Consider the following 19240-nt stretch of genomic DNA (forward strand, 5'->3'; position numbering starts at 1 on the left):
TCGGTGATCTCCTCCGAGTCGTGCTGCACTGCCGGGCGAGGTGAACCCGGCCACGACGCCCCTGCAGAATAATGACTGCCCACGTGATTTCCGTCACGATTTGGCGCATTTCGTTCACCGGAGGAGTGGGCGCGAAGCGGTCGGCCATCTCTGGCGGAACAGAGGTCTTCGTGCTGCGATCGGTTCCGCCGACCCTGGTAAGCGGGCGTCTGGGCGGTGTTCGCGATGGTGAGCGCCCGGTACGAGCGCGGCCGGACGGCCGTCGAGGACGGGACGGTCGACCGCCACGCCTCGACTACGGCCGGACCGGACGGCCCCGAACCCGGTGGCGGCAACGGTAGCGGGGAGCGCCGGCGGGTTCAGACGTCGGTGGAGAAGCGGATTCCGCCGTCGGGAAGCTCCACCCCCGGCCAGATCCGGGCGCCGCGCAGCAATTCGCAGCGGGCGCCGACACTGGCGCCGTCGCCGATCACGGCGTCACGGACCAGGGCCCGCGGGCCGATCCGGGCCCCGAACCCGATGATCGAGCGTTCGACGGTGGCCCCGGCCTCCACTCGCGCGCCGTCGAAGAGGACCGCGCCGTCCAGTCGCGCACCGGCGCCGACCTCGGCGCCGCGGCCCACCACCGTGCCGCCGATCAGCAGGGCACCGGGCGCGACCCCCGCACCCTGATGTACCAGCGACTCCCCACGCTGACCGGGCAGCGCCGGTGAGGGGGCGATCCCGCGAACCAGGTCGGCGGAACCACGGACGAAATCCTCCGGTGTGCCCATATCCCGCCAGTACGACGTGTCGACATGGCCCTGGACCCGGGCGCCTTCGGTCAGCAGCGCGGGGAACACTTCGCGCTCCACCGAGACCGGGCGCCCGACCGGGATCTTCTCGATGTACTCGCGCCGGAAGACGTAGCATCCGGCGTTGATCTGATCGGTGGGCGGGTCCTGGGTCTTCTCCAGGAAGGCGGTGACCCGACCCTCCTCGTCGGTGGGCACACAGCCGAACGCCCGCGGATCGCTCACCCGCACCAGATGCAGGGTGACATCGGCACGGGTGTTCTCGTGGGTGGCGAGCACGGCGCGCAGATCGGTGCCGCCGAGGACGTCGCCGTTGAACACCATCACGGTGTCGGCCCGCAGTTTGGGCAGCACATTGCGGATCCCGCCGCCGGTGCCCAACGGTTCGGTCTCGGTGACGTATTCGATTTCCAGACCCAGCTCGGCGCCGTCACCGAAATGTTCCTCGAAGACCTCGGCCTTGTACGACGTGCCGAGCACCACGTGGGTGATTCCCGCCTCGGCGATCCGGGCCAGCAGATGGGTCAGGAAGGGGAGCCCGGCGGTGGGCAGCATCGGCTTGGGCGCCGAGAGGGTGAGCGGACGCAGCCGCGTGCCCTGGCCGCCGACCAGGATGACGGCGTCGGTGCCTGCTTGTCCTGCCATGGAACTCCCTCGTTCACTACATCGGTTCGGCCGCACACCGCGTATTCGGCTCGGCCGCCGGGTTACACCCGCGGCGTTACGCGGCCTGTTCCCGCGCCTTGGCGCGCAGCGCAGATCGAACCGCAATCCGGCAGCGCACCGCAAGTCCGGCCCGCAGCGCCCACCGCAGCGGCGCCTGCCACCAGTGCGGATGCCGGTCGGCCTGGAATCGGTAGGCGCTGGCGTGATGGGCGGGCAGCATCTTCTCCGGATTGCGGCTCGCCGCATGCCCCTTGGCATGGGTGACCTCGGCACTCGGCACGAAAACGTTGTGCCAGCCGGCCTTGCCCATCCGGTCGCCGAAGTCCACGTCCTCCATGTACATGAAATAGCGCGAATCGAAGCCGTCGATCGCGTCGAACGCGGCCCGCCGCACCAGCAGGCAGGAACCGGACAGCCAGCCCACCACACGCTCGGAGATCTCCTCGTTCTCCTGGCGGTAGCGCCGGGTCCACGGGTTCGTCTTCCAGACGGCGCCGAGGATGGCGTGACCGGCACCGTCGAGCAGGCCGGGCACCGAACGCGCGGATGGGTACACGCTGCCGTCCGGCTCCCGTACCAGCGGGCCGAGCGCTCCGGCCCGCGGCCAACGACGGGCGGCGGCGAGCAATTCATCGATGGAGTCGGCGCCCCAACGGATATCCGGGTTGGCGATCACTACGAACTCGAGCTCCGGATCCAATTCGGCGACGGCCCGGTTGATGGCGCCGCCGTAACCGATATTACCGCCGGTGCGCAGCAGTCGGACATGCGAGTTGGTCTCGGCGACCATTTCCGGAACACCGTCGACCGACCCGTTGTCGGCCAGAATGACCTGCGGTTTCTCCGCGGTCGCGGTGGCCAGGGTGCTGATGAAGTGCTCCAGGTGTTCACCCGGGGAATAAGTGACCGTGATCACGGCCAGGCTGGGACGGGTACCGGTTGCGCCCATGGGGTCGGTGGAGCTCACAGGCGACCACCATAGTGGACGCCGCCGAATGTCTCGTACGCCGATGGGCGTTGCTTCGGCTACGCTCCGGCCGGACGTGCCAGCGCCGCCTCGACCGCGCAGCGCCAGGGGCGCAGCGGAGACAGCCCGGCCTGCCGCCACGACCGGGTGGACAGCACCGAATAGGCGGGACGCGGTGCGGGGCGGGGGAACTCCGCGGAGGTACACGGTCGTACCCGTTCCGGATCGGCGCCGATTCCCGCGAAGACCGCCCGAGCCAGTTCGAACCAGCTCGCCTGTCCGCTGTTGGTGGCGTGCAGCAGCCGCGGCGCGTCCGGTCGGGTGGCCAGTTCCAGCAGACCGGCCGCGAGATCGGCGGCATAGGTGGGGGAACCGATCTGGTCGTCGACCACGGTCACCGTCTCGCGTTCCCGTTCCAGGCGCAGCATGGTCGCCACGAAATCGGTGCCGACACCGCTGTACACCCAGGCGGTGCGGACGATTACCGCGTCGGGACACAGCTCGCGGACAGCCTGTTCCCCGGCGAGTTTGGAGCGGCCGTAGACGGTGGCCGGGTCGGTCGGGTCGGTCGTCTCGTAGGGGGTTTCGCCGGTGCCCGGGAACACGTAGTCGGTGGACAGGTGGATCAGCCGGGCGTTTACCGCGGCGCAGGCGGCCGCAAGTCGCGCCGGTCCGGTCTCATTGCCGGTAAAGGCCGCCGCCGGTTCGGATTCGGCGCGATCGACGGCGGTATAGGCGGCGCAGTTGAGCACCACGTCACCCGGGCGCAGCACCGCCGCGACGGCCGCGGCATCGGTGATATCGAGCTCCCGGCGAGTGTAGGCGCGCGCGCTCGGCGCCAGACCCGACAGTTCGCGGCCGACCTGCCCGCCCGCCCCGACCACGACGAGGCGATTACCGAGATCGGATCCGGGTACTACGGCGGCACACACGCCGGTCAGTGTGGCACGCCGTAAAACCGGAGGTTCGGCGTGTCCGAGGTTGCCGTTGGTTAGCCTTCGTGGCGAAGCGGATGCGGGACAGGAATGGCCGACTGGTGACCGGATCGGCGCGATCCGGATGCGGGAGAGGATATTCGGGTGGCGCAGCGTGGGGAGCGGACACCGTGGGGGCCGTTGCGAGTCGTCGTCGCGTCGCTGGCCTTGATCGTGCTCGTGGGCACGGGTTTCGCCTGGCGGGGTATCGACAGCCTGGTGGCGGATATCGAACGAATCCCCGGTCTGGGCCTCGGCGGCACACGCGACGGCGCGGTGGACATACTGCTGGTGGGCGTCGATTCCCGCACCGACGCGCACGGCAATCCGCTCACCGCGACCGAACGGGATCTACTGCACGCCGGGGACGAGATCGGCACCAATACCGACACCATCGTGCTGATGCGGATTCCCAACGACGGCCGCTCGGCCACCGCAATCTCGATTCCGCGCGACGCCTACGTGGATATCCCCGGACTGGGCAAGGGGAAGGTCAACTCGGCCTACGGCACCACCAAGCAGAACACCTACCGGCAGCTGATCGAGCAGGGCGCCTCGGATCAGGAAGCGGAGGAACAGTCCACCCAGCGCGGCCGGCAGGCGCTGGTCAAGACCATCGCGGGGTTGACCGGTATCACCGTCGACCACTACGCCGAGGTCAGTCTGCTCGGGTTCGTACTGCTCACCGACGCGGTGGGCGGAGTGGATGTGTGCCTGCGGCATCCGGTCGACGAACCGCTGTCCGGCGCGGTTTTCCCGGCCGGCCGGCAGCGGCTGGACGGGCCGCGGGCGCTGAGTTTCGTCCGGCAACGGCACAACCTGGAACGCGGCGACCTGGACCGTATCGTGCGCCAGCAGGTGTTCATGGCCCAATTGGTGCAGCAGGTGCTCAGCGCCCGCACCCTGAGCGACCCGGGCAAACTGCAGGAGCTCAGCGACGCCGTCGGCCGCACCGTGGTCCTCGACGAGGACTGGGATGTGCTGTCCTTCCTCCAGCAGCTGCAGGATCTCAGTGCCGGACAGGTGACCTTCGAAACCATCCCGGTCGCCGACCTCAACGGGATGAGCCCGAACGGGGAATCGGTGGTGCGGGTGGATCCCGACAAGGTCCGGTCGTATGTCGCCTCGTTGGTGGGCGAGGAGCCGACGGGCGAACCGAAGGCCACGTCCACGGTCGCCCCGCGGACGGTGACCGTGGACGTATACAACGCCGGCGGTATCACCGGACTGGCCGGTGAGGTCTCGCAGACCCTGATCGCACGGGGTTACCGGACCGGGGATGTGGGTAACTACACCGGCGGGACCGTCGGCGGCAGCCGAGTACTGGCGTCTTCCGACGAGGATCCGAAGGCCGAATCGGTCGCCGAGGCGCTGGGCGGTCTGCCGGTACTCGCCGATCCGTCGATTCCGGCCGGCACGGTGAGCGTGGTGCTCGCGGACGACTATTCTGGTCCCGGATCGGAGGCGCAGACCCTGTTCGACTTCGACAATCCGACGACCTCGGCCACACCGGTTCCCCCCGCCCCGCCGATCGACGCCGGCCGGGAGGGACCGAAATGCGTGAACTAGGCGAACCCCGCCCGCGCTCCGGCCGGACGCGAACTATGGACGGATCTGCCTCCCGCTGTGCATATTGGGCCGGACAACCATGGACTCACCGAACCCGAGAGACGATGCGTGACTTCGACCAGGCACTGACCCTCACCGAGGCCGTGCTCGACCCGATCCTGACCCGCGACCCGGCCGGCCCGCGTATCACCTGGTACGACGACGCCACGGGTGCGCGGGTCGAACTGTCCGGGCTGACCCTGGCCAATTGGGCGGCCAAGACCGCCAACCTGATTCGCGACGAATTCGGGCTGACTCCCGGCGCCCGCGTCGCGGTTCTGCTCCCCGCGCACTGGCAGACAGCGGCGGTGCTGCTCGGTTGCTGGTGGGCGGGCACGGAGGTGGTGCTGCACCCCGATCCGCACGCCGATCTGGCCCTGGTCTCGGCGGACCGGTTGGACGAGACCGCCGACGCCGGCGAGGTGGCGGCGCTGTCGCTGGACGCGCTCGGCGCCCCGGTGCCCGATCTGCCGGTGGGGGTCACGGATTTCGCGACCGCGGTCCGCGTCCACGGCGACCAGTTCCTACCCGGCGGCACCGGGGCGGTATTGGACGGGATGTCGGTACCGGAGGTTCTGGCGGCCGCCCGCGCCTCGGGTCTGGCCCAGGGGTTCGGTGAAGGGGACCGGGTGCTGTCCAGTACCCCGTGGGAGACCCCGACCGAGCTGATCGACGGCTATATCGCGGTACTGGCGGCGGGCGCTTCCCTGGTGCAGGTGGTCAACCCCGATCCCGCGCGGCAGAAACGCCGGGTGGAGACCGAACGGGTTACCGCGCAGCGCGTCTGAGCCGCGCCGGCGCGGACCGATCAGGCGAACCCGACGACCTGGTCTCCCCAGGCGGAGCGCAGATTCGCGTCGGGATCCCGGAGGACCCGGTCGATGGTGTCGATCAGCAGTGTCTCCCGGCTCTCCGGATGGTACGGCGGCCAGTGTTTGGATCCGTCCAGCGCGGCGGGCACACCGTGGGCGGCGAAGGCGAGCCACCGGCGCATCATCCGGCCGGAGACCTCCATGGCCTGTTTGCGACCGCCGAGCCAGAAGGTCGGATCGTGGTTGAAGGTGCCGAAATTGCCGAAGACATAGGGCAGTTCGGTGGCATGTCCGGCGCCCACCCGCGCCGCGCGCAGCATTGGCGTCGCGTGGTCGAACCGGTACATCCAGGTGCGGGTGTGCCGGGCGTGGGCGTCGGCCACCCAGCGCGCGGGCATCCGGAACGCCGCGTCCGTGGACATGGCCAGCGCGCCGCGAGGTTTGCCCAGGTCCGGATAGGCCGAGGTGATTTCGGCGATCCGTTCCGGCGAGAGCCCGGGGTGGCTCTCCTGGACCGCGGTGAGCATGGCGTTCACCGCTTCCGGGGTCACCGGCATGATCGGCGAGCGGAACAACCGGAACAGCGAGGCCTCGTCCCGGTTGGTCCCGATGATCAGCGGCACCCGATGCGACCGGCCCTGCTGGAAGCGGTCGGTGGGATAGCCGGGCAGCAGGTCCCCGTCCACCACCGGCGCGGCGGCCAGGGTGCCCGGCGAGGTGACCGGCACCTCGTCGATCAGGACGGCGGCCGCTCGGACGATCCGCTCGATCGGGAGCTCCGGCAATTCGTGGGCGCGCCCGGGCGGCAGCTCCATCAGTTCCATGAACCGCTCGGCCACCCGCGCGGCGCGCTCCGGCCCGTACACGGTGGTCGCCGGCGGGCTCTGCGCGATGGCGCGGTGGAACAGCCCCGCGGCCCGCGGGGCGGTGAGCAGCGCGGTGACACAGCCGGCGCCGGAGGATTCACCGAACAACGTCACATTGCCCGGGTCGCCGCCGAACGACGCGATGTTGTCGCGCACCCATTCCAGGGCGGCCAACTGGTCGTGCAGGCCGAGGTTGGGGACGAAGTCCGGCGAGAGCGAGGACAGGTCCAGGAAGCCGAGCGCGCCGACCCGATAATTCACCGTGACGACCACGACATCGCCGGTTTGGGCCAGGACGCGGCCGTCGTAGACCCCTTGGGCGGCGGTCCCGAGGCAGTAGGCGCCACCGTGCAACCACACCATGACCGGACGCGGCTCGTCCGCGGTCCCGGCCGGGGCCCACACATTGAGCCACAGACAGTCCTCGCCCATACTCAGCGACCGGTCGATGGGGACCGTATTGTCCATGTTCTGCGGTGCGATCTGCCCGACGGTAAGGCAGTCGCGCACACCGTCCCAGGGTTCCGGGGGCCGGGGACGCCGGAAACGGTACCGACCGGCGGGGGCGGCGGCGTAGGGGATACCGCGCCAGACGAGCACCGACCCGTCCCGGGCGCCGCGCACCCGGCCGTATTCGGTCCATGCCACCGGTTCGAACTCCCCGAGGCCGGAAGCCGCCTCGAAGACCTGCGTACTCATCTCGAACCTCCTCGTCCTCTTGCCTTCGAGGGTACGACGAGCCCGGCGGCCGGCCCGACAGCTCTAGAATCACGGTCATGCCGAGTTACAGTTTTCGGTGCCGCAGCTGCGGCGATACGTTCGAGGTGAATCGTCCGATGGCGCAGTCGTCCGATCCCGCGATGTGCCCCGCCGGCCACGACGACACGGTCAAACTGCTCACCACCTTCGCCACCGTGGGCCGGGCGACCGGCCCGGGCCCGGCTCCGGTGTCGCCGCCCACCGGCGGCGGTGGGTGTTGCGGCGGGGGGTGTTGCGCCTGACCGGCACGGCACCCGCGGGAACTATTCCGCGACGGTTTCGCGGTGGGGGCCGGGGCCGGCGTGGGCTCGGTCGATATGGCCGAGGTCACGCTCCGGCGCCACCCGGTCGCGGACCCGCTGCTTGAGGACGGCGATGTCCGGGAAGCCGCCATCGGCCTTGCGCTCCCACACCTGGCCGCCGTCCACGGTTATGCGGAAGACGCCACCCGAGCCCGGTACCAGTGCGACCTCGTCGAGTTCGGCGGCGAAGGTCCCCAGTAGTTCCTGCGCCATCCAGCTCGCCCGCGGCAACCAGCGACACTGCGTGCAGTATTCGATCGCGACACGAGGCATGAACCGACCCTACCGCCCGAAAGCAGGCCCGGGCGTCCCGGTGTCGACCACCCCGTCCAGGTAGCGCCACGCGCCGTTCACCCGGACGAACCGGCCGGTCTCGTGCAGGGCGTCCCGTCCGCCGGCGTCCCGATAGTGGGCGACGAACTCGACGGTCCCGCTGTCGTCGAACGGACCACCGCGCTCGGTGCGCAGGATTTCCAGGAAGAGCCAACGGCGGCCGGGATCGAGACATAGCTCGGCGGGGCGGGTCCGCGGATGCCACGAGCTCAGCAGATACTCGGCGTCACCGACGGCAAAGGCGGTGTATCGCGAGCGCATCAGGGCCTCGGCGTTGGGCGCGGCGTGGTGACCGGTCAGGATCGGCGCGCAGCAGGCGCCGAAAGTATCGCCCCGACGGCACGGACACGGGTTGGATTCGTCCATCCCTCGATTCTGCGCAGGACCCGGGTTCCGGCACCTCGCGGGGACCCGCACCGCGCGGAAGGTGGGCGCGAACCTGTCCGCGGGGATGGAATCCTGGTCATCGAGGCCTGGCCTGAGCGCCGATGTCCACCCCTCGCCATCCCCGTGGACAGTTCGGCGGTACGTCACCCGAACGGGCGGCTCGGCCAGGCCGAACATCACAGAATGCCGGAGAAATCTCCCCCACGCAAGATTTCCGCGCGCGCCGGCGACCTCGGATACCACACGGAGGCAAGGTCTTCCGACCCTCGGGAGCACATCGGGGCCAACGTGTGTCGGTGGGCTCGGGTAGAAACTCTTCGACCGACGAACGGGGGAAATACGATGCGCAACTCGACCGAGGCCGCCGCATGACCGAACGGTGGACCGAGAGCCAGGTGACCACGCTCGCGCCGGACGCGAGCTCGCTCACCGCCGCCCGCAGACTCGCCGGGCGGTGGTCGGACACCGGGTGGCGCGACGGTGCCCTGTGGGGGTTGTGCAAGGGCAGCGGGTCGCGTCCGTACCAGACGATCGTCGACCTGACCGGCCCGGCGTACCGCTGCTCGTGCCCGAGCCGCAAGTTTCCGTGCAAACACGCGCTGTCATTGTTGATGCGCTGGTCGGCGGGCGAGATCGGCGAGGTGGCGCGACCGGCGGACTTCGCCGACGAATGGCTCCGGAGGCGGCCCGCGAAGACCGAGCACCCTTCCCACCGGGTGCCCCGCACCGCGAACCCGGCCACCATCGAACAGCGGCGGAAGCGGGTCCGCGCGGGCCTGGAAGAACTCGATATCTGGCTCGCCGACCGGATACGCACCGGCCTGGCCGACACGGATCGCTCGTACGGCGCGTTCGAGGCCGTGGCCGCGCGCATGGTGGACGCCCAGGCGCCCGGTATCGCCGCCGCCCTGCGTCGCCTGCCCACGGCCGTGGTCGTCCGACCGGACTGGCCCGAGGTGGTGCTGGGCCGGTTCGCCCTACTGCATCTGCTCATCGCCGCGCATCGCCGGCTCGACGAACTGCCCGAACCGCTCGCGGCGAGCGTCCGTGGACATATCGGCTACCCCGTATCGGTCGACGCGGTGCTGCGGGAACCAGGGATACGCGACCACTGGCTGGCCGTGGGGGTCCGAACGAGCGAGGAAGAAGGGCTGCACACCCGGCGGACCTGGTTGTACGGCCGTCGTACCGGTCGCTGGGGGCTGATACTCGAACACTCCTACGGCTCGCCCGCCTTTTCGGCGGAGGTGCCCCCGCTCGGCACCGCGACGGAGGCGCAACTCCACCACTATCCGGGAGCCGCGCCACTGCGCGCGGCGCTCGGCGAACGGCACGGTACGCCGGAGACGGTCGGTGTGCCGCCCGAGGACCTCGTCCGGCACACCGTGGCGGCGGCACTGGACCGATATGCCGAGGCACTCGGCGCCGATCCCTGGCTGGATTCCTGGCCGGTACTGCTGCACGATGTGGTGCCCACGCGCACCGAGGACGGCTGGTACCTCGCCGAACCCGACGGCACGGCCCTGCCGGTGGACCCCCTGGGGCAGCCGTGGCGGCTGCCCGCGGTATCCGGGGGGCATCCGGTCACCATCTGCGGCGAGTGGAACGGGCGATACCTGTCCCCGGTCTCCGTTCTGGCCGGGGGCGAGATCCACGATGTGGGCCCGGTGGCGAGTACGGCACCATCCGCTGCCGCCGCGGCCGAACTGGCGTCCGTCGCGCTGCTCGGCACCGCTCGCGGATCGGTCGGCGCCCAACGCCTCGCCGGGCCCGTCGCGACGGCCGCCGAGGCGTTGGGCGACCGCGAGGCGGCGGTCCGACTGCTCGAGACCACCGCCCTGCAGAACGCGTTCGCCCGCGGAGGCGCCACGGCCTCGGCCGTCGAGCCGACCACCGATATCGCGGCCGAGGACCCGCGACCGACGCTGCCCCCTCCGGCCGCACAGCGTCTGGTGGGACTGCTGCGGCATGAGAAGGAGTATCTGCCGGAATGGTTCGTCGCGGCGGAACAGCACGGCTATCGCGCTCCCGACCGGCTGTGCGGATATCTGCTCGACTATGCCCACACCGCCGGGGAACTGCGCGAATCCGCTCTGGGCCTGGCGGGTGCGCGGGGGCGCTGGCTGGCCGGACAGTTCCCGGAATGGCAGGCGCTGGTCCGGCACGACACCACCGCCGACCCGACCGTCGACGACGACGGCTGGCGGCTCGGTCTGCCCGCCGAACGCCGAGGATGGTTGGTCGCGGCCCGCCGCCGTGACCCCGATTTCGCGCGTTCGGTCCTGGAAGCGTCGTGGCCGCAGGAAACGGGCCGAGTGAAGGCCGAGCTCTTGGCCGTTCTCGGCGACGGGCTCTCCCGCGCCGACGAACCCCTCCTCGAACGGGCCCTGGACGACCGCCGGGCAGACGTACGCCGGACGGCCGCGGAACTGCTCGCCCGTCTTCCCGATTCGGGATACGCCCGACGGATGGCCGAACGCGCCGCATCCTGGATCGGTCGGTCGGGCGAACGCGCACCGGATGGGATCGTCATCGATATCCCGGGAATCCTCGACGAGGAGACGATCCGGGACGGAATCACCGATCGCACCGAGGAATTCGGCTACCGCCGACACGGCGCGCCGGACATCCGGGCGGGACGACTGCGCCAACTGGTGGCCGCCCTCCCGCTCGACCATTGGAACGACCTGCTCGGCGGCCCGAGCGCCGCCATCGCGGCCGCTACCGACGACCGGATTCGGCAGCCGCTGTTCGACGGCTGGATGGACGCCGCCCTCGCCCGGCGCGATCCGGAGTGGGCGGCGGCGCTGTTCGACGCCGGTATGCCGTCCGACCTGGCCGTGCTGCGGCGTCGCGAACTGTTCGCGCTGCTGCCCACCGACGAGCAGATCCGGCGGCTGTTACGGCTCGACGGTTCCTGGCTCTCCGAACTCGAGTCGCTGCTTCCCGCGGTGGCGCGGCCCTGGCCGCGGCAGTTGGCCAACCATCTGCTGTTGCTCCTGTTCGAACGGGCTCGCGCCGCCGAGCGTCGGCCGGGTGCCCGCGGCTCCTCCCCCGGCGCGCACCGCTCCCTGCTGCACACCGCCACACTTCACCTGCCCCCCGCCGCCGCGGCCGAGGCCGCCGCATTGGGCCGCCGCTGCCAGGACCCGGCCTGGGAAGCGGTTTTCGACCAACTCGCCCACGACCTCGAGCGCCGCTCGACGATGCTTCAGGAGTTGCAGTGACCACCGCCGAACCGCCGACCGAGACCACCGCGCCGCAGCTGCTGCGTCCCCACGCCGAACAGGCGTTCGCCGAGGAACTGCGGGCACTGGCCGCCGTCGACGATCGGCCCCGGCCCCCATCCTGGCGGCTGTCGCCGTGGGCGGTGGTGACCTACCTGCTCGGGGGCACGCTGTCCGATGGCACTGTGATCACCCCCAAATACGTCGGGCCGCGCCGGCTGATGGAGGTCGCGGTGGCCACCTTGGCGACCGACCGCGCGCTGCTGCTGATCGGTGTGCCCGGCACGGCCAAGACCTGGGTGTCGGAACATCTCACGGCCGCCATCAGCGGCGCGTCCACCCTGCTGGTACAGGGCACCTCCGGTACCGCGGAGGAGGCGATCCGATACGGCTGGAACTACGCACGGCTGTTGGCGGAAGGCCCCAGCGACGGCGCGCTGGTGCCTTCGCCGGTGATGACCGCCATGCGCACCGGTGCGATCGCCCGTATCGAAGAACTCACCCGTATCCCCTCCGATGTGCAGGACGCGCTGATCACGGTGCTGTCGGAGAAAACACTGCCCGTCCCCGAACTCGGTATGGAGGTCCAGGCCGCCAAGGGGTTCAATGTGATCGCCACCGCCAACGACCGCGACCGCGGTGTCAACGAACTGTCCTCCGCGCTGCGGCGACGGTTCAATACCGTCGTGCTGCCGCTGCCGGCGAACGAGACGGAAGAGGTCGAGATCGTCACCCGCCGCGTGGCGCAACTGGGTACGGCGCTGGAACTGCCCGAGGTCCCCGCGGCCGCCGAGGAGGTTCGGCGCGTGGTGCGGATCTTCCGGGAACTGCGCTCCGGGGTCACCGCCGACGGCCGCACCAAACTCAAATCGCCGTCCGGCACCCTCTCCACGGCCGAGGCCATTTCGGTGATCACCAGTGGTCTCGCGCTCTCGGCGCATTTCGGTGACGGTGTGCTGCGGGCCTCCGATGTGGCGGGCGCGGTCGTGGGCTCGGTGATCAGGGATCCGGTCGCCGATTCGGTGGTGTGGACCGAATACCTGGAAGCGGTGGTGCGGGAACGCCACGAATGGTCCGATTTCTACCGAGCCTGCCGGGAGATCATGGGATGAGCCTCGCCGCGGATCGGCACGACCGGTCACCAGCCCGCCCCCGCGATACGCACGACCGACGTGACGGCGAGGATACGAAGGACCCGCGCGACCGGCGCGAACGCGGAGTTGCGCGGAACGCGGACGGCCGAAACGCAGGTGAAGACGCGCTCGGGTGGCCCACCGGCCGCACGTCCGGCGAGACTCGGGTATTCGGAATCCGGCATCACGGTCCGGGTTCGGCCCGGTCACTGCGTCTGGCTCTCGAGGAGTTCCGGCCGGACACCATCCTGATCGAGGGTCCCGCCGACGCCGACCCGCTGGTCGCGTATGTGTCCGCCGATGGAATGTCACCGCCGGTCGCCTTGCTGGCCTACAACCCCGCTACCCCGTCCCGGGCCGCGTTCTGGCCGTATGCGGTGTTCTCCCCGGAATGGCAGGCCCTGCAGTATGCCGTCGAGCAGGAGGTCCCGGTGCGATTCTGCGATCTGCCCGCCGGGATCGCGCTGGCCGTCGACGACGAGCCCGCACGACGCGACGCCCTGGCCGATCTGGCCGCGGCCGCCGGTTACGACGATGCCGAACGCTGGTGGGACGCGGTGGTCGAATCGAGTAGCGATACCGCCACTTTCGAGGCCATCACCGAGGCCATGAGCGCCCTGCGCGAGGCGGCGACCGCCGAAACCGATCCAACCGATGCGGGAGTCACCACCGATAACGCGGTAGGTGTTGCCGTGGAACACAACGGCGATACCCGCGATGCGGCACCGAAACCCGCCGAAACACCCCCACCGGTCGTGGATGCGCACACGCTGCGCCGCGAGGCGTATATGCGCCAGGTGCTGCGAAAGGCCTTGAAAGAAGGCGCAGAACGGGTCGCCGTGGTGTGCGGGGCCTGGCATGCGCCCGCCCTGTCGGGGCCACTCGGGCCCGCGACGGCCGATGGCCGGCTGCTGAAGGGGCTGCCGAAGATCAAGGCCACACTGACCTGGGTGCCATGGACGCATTCCCGGCTGGCGACCGCGTCCGGGTACGGCGCCGGCGTAGCCTCCCCCGGCTGGTACCACCATCTGTTCACCGCGACCGAGCGGCCGATCGCGGCCTGGCTGACCAAGGTGGCGGGTGCGCTGCGAGCACACGATCTGCCGGTGTCCAGCGCCCATATCATCGAGGCGATCCGGCTCGCGGACACCCTCGCAACCCTGCGCGGACGGCCGCTGGCCGGATTGTCGGAGGTCACCGAGGCCACCCGCGCCGTCCTGTGCGAGGGTGACGAGACCATGCTGCGCCTCATCGACGAGGAGCTGGTGGTCGGCGAAGCGTTGGGCACGGTCCCGCTGGACACCCCGACGGTCGCGCTGGACGCGGACCTGCGTGCCCGGATCCGTTCGCTGCGAATGAAACAGCAGGCCCTGATGAAAACAGTGGAACTGGACCTGCGCGCCGAACGCGATATCGCGAAATCCCACCTGCTGCACCGCTTACGTCTGCTCGGCATCGACTGGGGCACCCGCACGGCGAGCGAAACCAGATCCACCGGCACCTTCCGGGAGACCTGGGCGCTCGAATGGCGCCCCGAACTCGCCGTCGCGGTTATCGAAGCCGCCCGATGGGGCACTACCGTGCAGAGCGCAGCCGAGGCCAAGGTCCTGGACACCGCCGAGCGCGCCGACAGCGGTGTCGGCGAACTCACCGACGCGTTGGAGCAGGCGCTGTCGGCCGATCTCCCCGGCGCCACCGAAGGGCTGATCGACCGGCTGGGCTCCGCCGTGGCACTCGACCACGATGTCACCCACCTGTTGCGGGCACTACCCGCCCTGGTCCGTACCCTGCGGTACGGCGACGTGCGCGGCACCGATACCGCGACCCTGGCCCGGGTCGCCGACAGCATGCTGGTACGGATCTGCGCCGGGCTACCGGCGGCGGTCACCGGGCTGGGCGCCGAAATGGCGCTGGAGCTGCGTGCCCTGCTCGATACCGCCCATACCGCCATCCACACCCGGGACGACGCCCGGGCGACCGAGAGGTGGCTGGGCGCGCTCGACCGATTGGCCGACCGCGAGGATGTGCACGGTGTGCTGGTCGGCCGGGTGGTCCGGCTACTGGCCGATACCGGGCGTATCGATACCGACGAGGCCGCCCGCCGACTTTCGGCGGCGCTGTCCATCGGCAATACCGCCGCGGAGAAGGCAGCGTGGGTCGATGGTTTCGTCGGCGGCCGGGGTCTGGTGCTGGTGCACGACCGGGCCCTGCTGCGACTCATCGACGACTGGCTCACGGGTTTGACCGACGAGCAGTTCCTCGAGGTCCTGCCGCTGCTGCGTCGCACCTTCGGCGCCTTCGAATCGGGCGAACGCCGCGCCATAGGCCAGGCGGTCCGCGACGGTGGTCCGGCGCCGGCGAGCGAGACCACGACCGATATCGACCCGCGACGCGGCGCACAGACCATGCGCATCGTCGCCGAGATCCTGGGGGTCCCGGCGTGAGCGGTCAGGGCCCGGAGGGGGCAGCGCAGCGTAACCACACAGGGCGCCCGCACACACCGAATGGACACAGCATGAGCGGTCGGTACCCGGAGGAGGCGGCACAACGCAACCACACAAGGCGCCCGTGCACGCCCGACCGACGCGGTACGAGCGGTCGATGCCGGAGCGGGCACCACGGTGACATCCGAACCTCCGCGTCCGGCAAAGGGAGCCCGGCATGAACTCCGACACCTCCATTGCTCGCGAGATATCGCCCGGGGGCGCCGATCCGCGTTCCCGACGTTGGCGGCTGGTATTGGGAACTGCCGCCGAATCCGCTCTCGGTGGACTCGACGGCTCCGACGACACCGCCATCGACCGGGCACTGGCGGCCGTCTACGACAGCGACGACCGCGAATCGGGTCGGGCGCGCCGTTCCGGCGGCCTGGAGGGGTCGGCACCCAAGGTCGCCCGCTGGCTCGGTGATATCCGCACCTACTTCCCGTCGGCCGTGGTGGAGGTGATGCAGCGTGATGCCGTGGAGCGGCTCGGACTGACCCAACTCCTGCTGGAGCCGGAGTTGATGGAGGCGGTGGAGCCCGATGTCCATCTGGTCGGCACCCTGTTGAGCCTGAACCGGGTGATCCCGGAGACCACGAAATCGACCGCCCGGGCGGTGGTCGCCAGGGTGGTGCGTGAAATCGAGGAACGTATCGCCGCGCGCACGGTTACCGCGGTGAACGGCGCATTGAACCGGTCGGCCCGGACCTCCCGCCCCCGCCCCCGCGATATCGACTTCGACCGCACCATTCGCCGAAATCTCGCCAACTACCTCCCGGAGCAGCGCACCGTTATCGCCGAACACCTGGTCGGGTACGGTCGCCGCGGCCGGGCGGTGCAGCGTGACGTGATCATGGCGATCGACCAGTCCGGGTCCATGGCCGCGAGCGTGGTGTACGCGTCGGTGTTCGGGGCGGTGCTGGCGTCCATGCGGTCGCTGCGCACCTCACTGGTGGTCTTCGACACCGAGGTCGTCGACCTGTCCGAATACCTGTCCGATCCGGTGGACGTGCTGTTCGGTACCCAACTCGGCGGCGGGACCGATATCAATCGCGCCATCGCCTACTGTCAGTCGCTGGTCGCCCGCCCGGACGACACCCTGTTCTTCCTCATCTCCGACCTGTACGAGGGCGGAATCCGCGCGGAGATGCTGCGGCGGGTCAATGCCCTCACCGAATCCGGCGTACAGGTGGTGGTCCTGCTCGCCCTCTCCGATGACGGCGCCCCCGCCTATGACCACGACAATGCCGCGGCCCTGGCCGCCCTCGACGTCCCGGCCTTCGCCTGCACCCCGGACCTGTTCCCCGACCTTCTCGCCCGGGCACTGGCCCGCGCGGACCTGCGGTCCCTGCTACCGCCGGCCTAGGTTGCGCGGACGGTTTTCGGGTTACAGGTCGGCGATCGCGGCCAGGGGTGGGGTGCGGGCGGCCCGGATCGCCGGCCAGAGAGCGGCGAGAACACCCACGACCGCCGACCCGACGAGCATGAGGACCAACTGGTCCCAGGGCACGGCGATCTGGTCCAGGCCGAAATCGCGGAGGGTGCGCAGGAAGCCGAGGCCGAGGCCGAGGCCGAGCACCGCGCCCACCAGGGCACCGAAGACCGCGATGAGTACCGACTCCAGATAGATGGTGCGGCGGATCTGGGCGCGCTGTGTGCCGACCGCACGTAGCATGCCGATTTCGCGCCGTCGTTCCACCACCGATAGCGCCAGGGTGTTGACGATACCGAGGATCGCGATCACCACCGCCAATGCCAGCAGGCCGTACAGGATGGCCAGCAGGGTGTTGATCTGGCGGCCCTGTGCGCCCTTGAATTCCTCCCGGTCCTGCACCTGCACCACCACGAACCGCTCGGTCGCCTGCTCCAGTTGACCGCGCATGGCGGCGAGGTCCGTGCCCGGCCGCGCCGTGATCAGCACGACCGCGTCGGTTCGCATCGATACCGGCATCACCTGCTCGTAGATCTCCGAGGGCACCACCAGCGGACCGAGCAGCGGCGAGTTGGTGTAGACACCCGCCACGGTGACCGGTATACGTTTGCCGTCCAGGCTGGTCAGTACGAGCCGCTCGCCCGCACGCACGCCGAAGTCGTCGGCCTCATCCTCGCTGAGCAGGATTTCGTTGTCGCCGAATTTCGCGGTACCGCTGACGATTTTGTAGTTCAGCACACTGTCCAACGGTCCGTCGGGGGAGGTGCCGTACTCATCGTCGCCGCGGATCTTCAGCCTCACCCCGCGCAGCGCGACCACATCCTGCGCGGCGGGAACGGTCTCGCGTACCGATCGGGCAGCGCCCTGTGGGACGCCGAGGAACTGCGGGCCGGCGAGCATGTAGTCGGCCCGCGCGCCCTTGTCGACCAGAACCGACACGCTCTCCTTGGCCGATGTGCCCAGCATGCCGATGGCGGTGACCAGCATGAGCCCGAGGGTCAGCGCGAAGGCGGTCGCGGCGGTGCGCCGCGGGTTGCGGACCGCGTTGTTGCGCGCCATCCGCCCGATCGGACCGAACGGACGCAGCAGCCCGCCGAGCGTGCCGATGACCGGACGAGACAGGGCCGGCGAGGCAAGCAGCACCGCGAACACCAGCGCCAGCGCTCCGACACCGACGACCGCCGCCGCCGCACCGCCGGTATAGCGGGCACCGAGTACCACGAGCACCACTCCGATTCCGGCGAGCAGCAGCCCGAGCGCGGTCCGCAATCGCAGCGAATCGGCGGCCGAGGAGAACTCCTCGCGCATGGCCTGCACCGGTGGGATACGGGCCGCGCGGCGCGCCGGCGTGTAGGCACTGACCACGGTCACCAGCAGCCCCACCGCGAACCCGACCAGCACGGTGCGCGGCAGCACCGTCATCTGTCCGATGGGCACCCCGAGGTCGAAGGCGTTCAACACGGCGGCCAGTCCGAACGCGAGCCCGATCCCGGCCAGCAACCCGAGGAAGCTCCCGATCGCACCGATGACCAGGGCCTCGGCCACCACGGAGGCGCCCACCTGCCGGCTGCTCGCGCCGACCGCGCGCAGCAGCGCCAGTTCCCGCAGCCGCTGGGCCACGATCATGGAGAAGGTGTTGTAGATGATGAAGGTGCCGACGATCAGGGCGATCGCCCCGAAGGCCAGCAGGAAATAGTTCAGAAAGTTGAGTGCCTCGGAAATCTGGGCCTTCGCCTCGGCACGCACCTGCTCGCCGTTGAGTACCTTGTAGTCGGGGTAGATCATGGCGAGGCGGTTGCGCAGCTTGTCCCCCGGTATCCCCTTGGCCGCGATATCGACGTAGGCGACGTGGGTTCCGTCGGTGAACAGCTGCCGGGCCTGCGACTCCTCGAACAGCACGCCGATGAAACCGCCGGTATCGGTGGCGTCGGAGTAGATGCCGGTGAGCGTGACGTCGATCGGCTCGCCCCGCGCGGAGACCAGTATCTTCGTCCGGTCGCCCACCCGCAGACCGGCCCGTTCGGCCCCGCTCGTATTGAGCGCGACCTCCCCCGGCCGGCTCGGCGGTGTTCCCGCCACGAACTGCGGCGGTTCGGCGACCGCCCGGTCCGGCGGCAGATACACCTTGCCCACACTGGGCGCGCCCCCGGTCTGCACGGCCTTCTTCCCCGACGGGTCGAGCAGCACCACCGGTCCGTTGAGACCCGGCGCCACCGTGCGTACGCCGTCCATGGCGGCGATCCGGTCCACTTCTTCCTGCGGGATGCCCAGCGACAGCTGTTCGGCCGGGCTCACCCGCACATCCACACCCTTGGCCTCGTCGGCGAAGATGCCGTCGAAGGTGCGTTGCAGCGTATCGGTGAAGATGAACGAGCCCGCGATGAACGCGGTCCCGAGTACCACCGACAGCACCGTCAGCACCAACCGCACCCGGTGGGCGGCGAGATTGCGCAGTGCCACCTTGCTCATCGGGCTGCCCGCCATCTACCGCCCCTCC

Annotated in this window: 14 protein-coding genes; 7 read left to right on the plus strand and 7 right to left on the minus strand. The window is 70.0% G+C overall.

All coding sequences use genetic code 11. From position 1 onward, the window contains the following. Positions 1-359: 359 nt before the first annotated feature. The 3 genes from manB to rfbD form a co-directional block, all read right to left on the minus strand. On the minus strand, positions 360-1439 hold the full coding sequence (manB, locus tag ON20_RS19890; protein WP_040837541.1) for a mannose-1-phosphate guanylyltransferase: 1080 nt from the start codon (positions 1437-1439) through the stop codon (positions 360-362). A gap of 76 nt (positions 1440-1515) precedes the next feature. After that, positions 1516-2409 carry a glycosyltransferase family 2 protein gene (locus ON20_RS19895; protein WP_040837542.1) on the minus strand — a complete coding sequence of 298 codons (894 nt, stop codon included), beginning with the start codon at positions 2407-2409 and terminating at the stop codon, positions 1516-1518. A 77-nt stretch (positions 2410-2486) separates the two neighbouring features. Then, positions 2487-3359 (minus strand): dTDP-4-dehydrorhamnose reductase, encoded by an 873-nt coding sequence (gene rfbD, locus ON20_RS19900; protein WP_051162883.1) that lies wholly within the window; start codon positions 3357-3359, stop codon positions 2487-2489. Between the two features lie 147 nt (positions 3360-3506). Here rfbD and ON20_RS19905 point away from each other — a divergent pair, with 147 nt between their 5' ends. Both ON20_RS19905 and ON20_RS19910 read left to right on the plus strand, forming a co-directional pair. Further along, entirely contained in the window at positions 3507-4970 is a 1464-nt protein-coding gene (locus ON20_RS19905; RefSeq protein ID WP_245547331.1) for an LCP family protein, read from the plus strand. Between the two features lie 104 nt (positions 4971-5074). Then, positions 5075-5797: a TIGR03089 family protein gene (locus tag ON20_RS19910; RefSeq protein ID WP_040837544.1), complete on the plus strand. Its 723-nt coding sequence runs from the start codon at positions 5075-5077 to the stop codon at positions 5795-5797. Positions 5798-5817: 20 nt separating this feature from the next. Here ON20_RS19910 and ON20_RS19915 read toward each other — a convergent pair whose 3' ends face one another. Further along, positions 5818-7386, minus strand: coding sequence for a carboxylesterase/lipase family protein (locus ON20_RS19915; protein WP_083865076.1), 1569 nt, complete (start codon positions 7384-7386; stop codon positions 5818-5820). A 77-nt stretch (positions 7387-7463) separates the two neighbouring features. Between ON20_RS19915 and ON20_RS34650 the strand changes: the two genes are divergently transcribed. Beyond that, the gene (locus ON20_RS34650) at positions 7464-7688 is read left to right on the plus strand and encodes an FmdB family zinc ribbon protein (protein WP_040837546.1); all 225 of its coding nucleotides are present in this window, start codon (positions 7464-7466) and stop codon (positions 7686-7688) included. A gap of 21 nt (positions 7689-7709) precedes the next feature. Here ON20_RS34650 and ON20_RS19925 read toward each other — a convergent pair whose 3' ends face one another. Further along, positions 7710-8021, minus strand: a complete 312-nt coding sequence (locus ON20_RS19925) for an Rdx family protein (RefSeq protein ID WP_040837547.1) — start codon at positions 8019-8021, stop codon at positions 7710-7712. A gap of 9 nt (positions 8022-8030) precedes the next feature. Further along, positions 8031-8447: a YchJ family protein gene (locus ON20_RS19930; protein WP_040837548.1), complete on the minus strand. Its 417-nt coding sequence runs from the start codon at positions 8445-8447 to the stop codon at positions 8031-8033. A gap of 389 nt (positions 8448-8836) precedes the next feature. Here ON20_RS19930 and ON20_RS19935 point away from each other — a divergent pair, with 389 nt between their 5' ends. From ON20_RS19935 to ON20_RS19950, 4 genes are all read left to right on the plus strand, one after another. Continuing rightward, positions 8837-11695 (plus strand): SWIM zinc finger family protein, encoded by a 2859-nt coding sequence (locus ON20_RS19935; RefSeq protein ID WP_040837549.1) that lies wholly within the window; start codon positions 8837-8839, stop codon positions 11693-11695. Continuing rightward, positions 11692-12807 (plus strand): ATP-binding protein, encoded by a 1116-nt coding sequence (locus tag ON20_RS19940; RefSeq protein ID WP_040837550.1) that lies wholly within the window; start codon positions 11692-11694, stop codon positions 12805-12807. The genes ON20_RS19935 and ON20_RS19940 overlap by 4 nt, the downstream gene beginning before the upstream one ends. Then, a complete protein-coding gene (locus ON20_RS19945) occupies positions 12804-15272 on the plus strand; it encodes a DUF5682 family protein (protein ID WP_245547332.1) in 2469 nt (822 codons plus the stop codon). Before ON20_RS19940 ends, ON20_RS19945 begins: the two co-directional genes overlap by 4 nt. A 217-nt stretch (positions 15273-15489) precedes the next feature. Beyond that, entirely contained in the window at positions 15490-16677 is a 1188-nt protein-coding gene (locus ON20_RS19950) for a VWA domain-containing protein (protein ID WP_051162886.1), read from the plus strand. 21 nt (positions 16678-16698) lie between these two features. Here the strand turns inward: ON20_RS19950 and ON20_RS19955 are convergent, their stop codons facing one another. Next, positions 16699-19227 carry an ABC transporter permease gene (locus ON20_RS19955; protein ID WP_040837551.1) on the minus strand — a complete coding sequence of 843 codons (2529 nt, stop codon included), beginning with the start codon at positions 19225-19227 and terminating at the stop codon, positions 16699-16701. Positions 19228-19240 lie beyond the last annotated feature (13 nt).

Origin of the sequence: Nocardia brevicatena NBRC 12119 (assembly GCF_000308495.1) — a bacterium.
In the GTDB taxonomy this organism is placed as follows: Bacteria; Actinomycetota; Actinomycetes; order Mycobacteriales; family Mycobacteriaceae; genus Nocardia; species Nocardia brevicatena.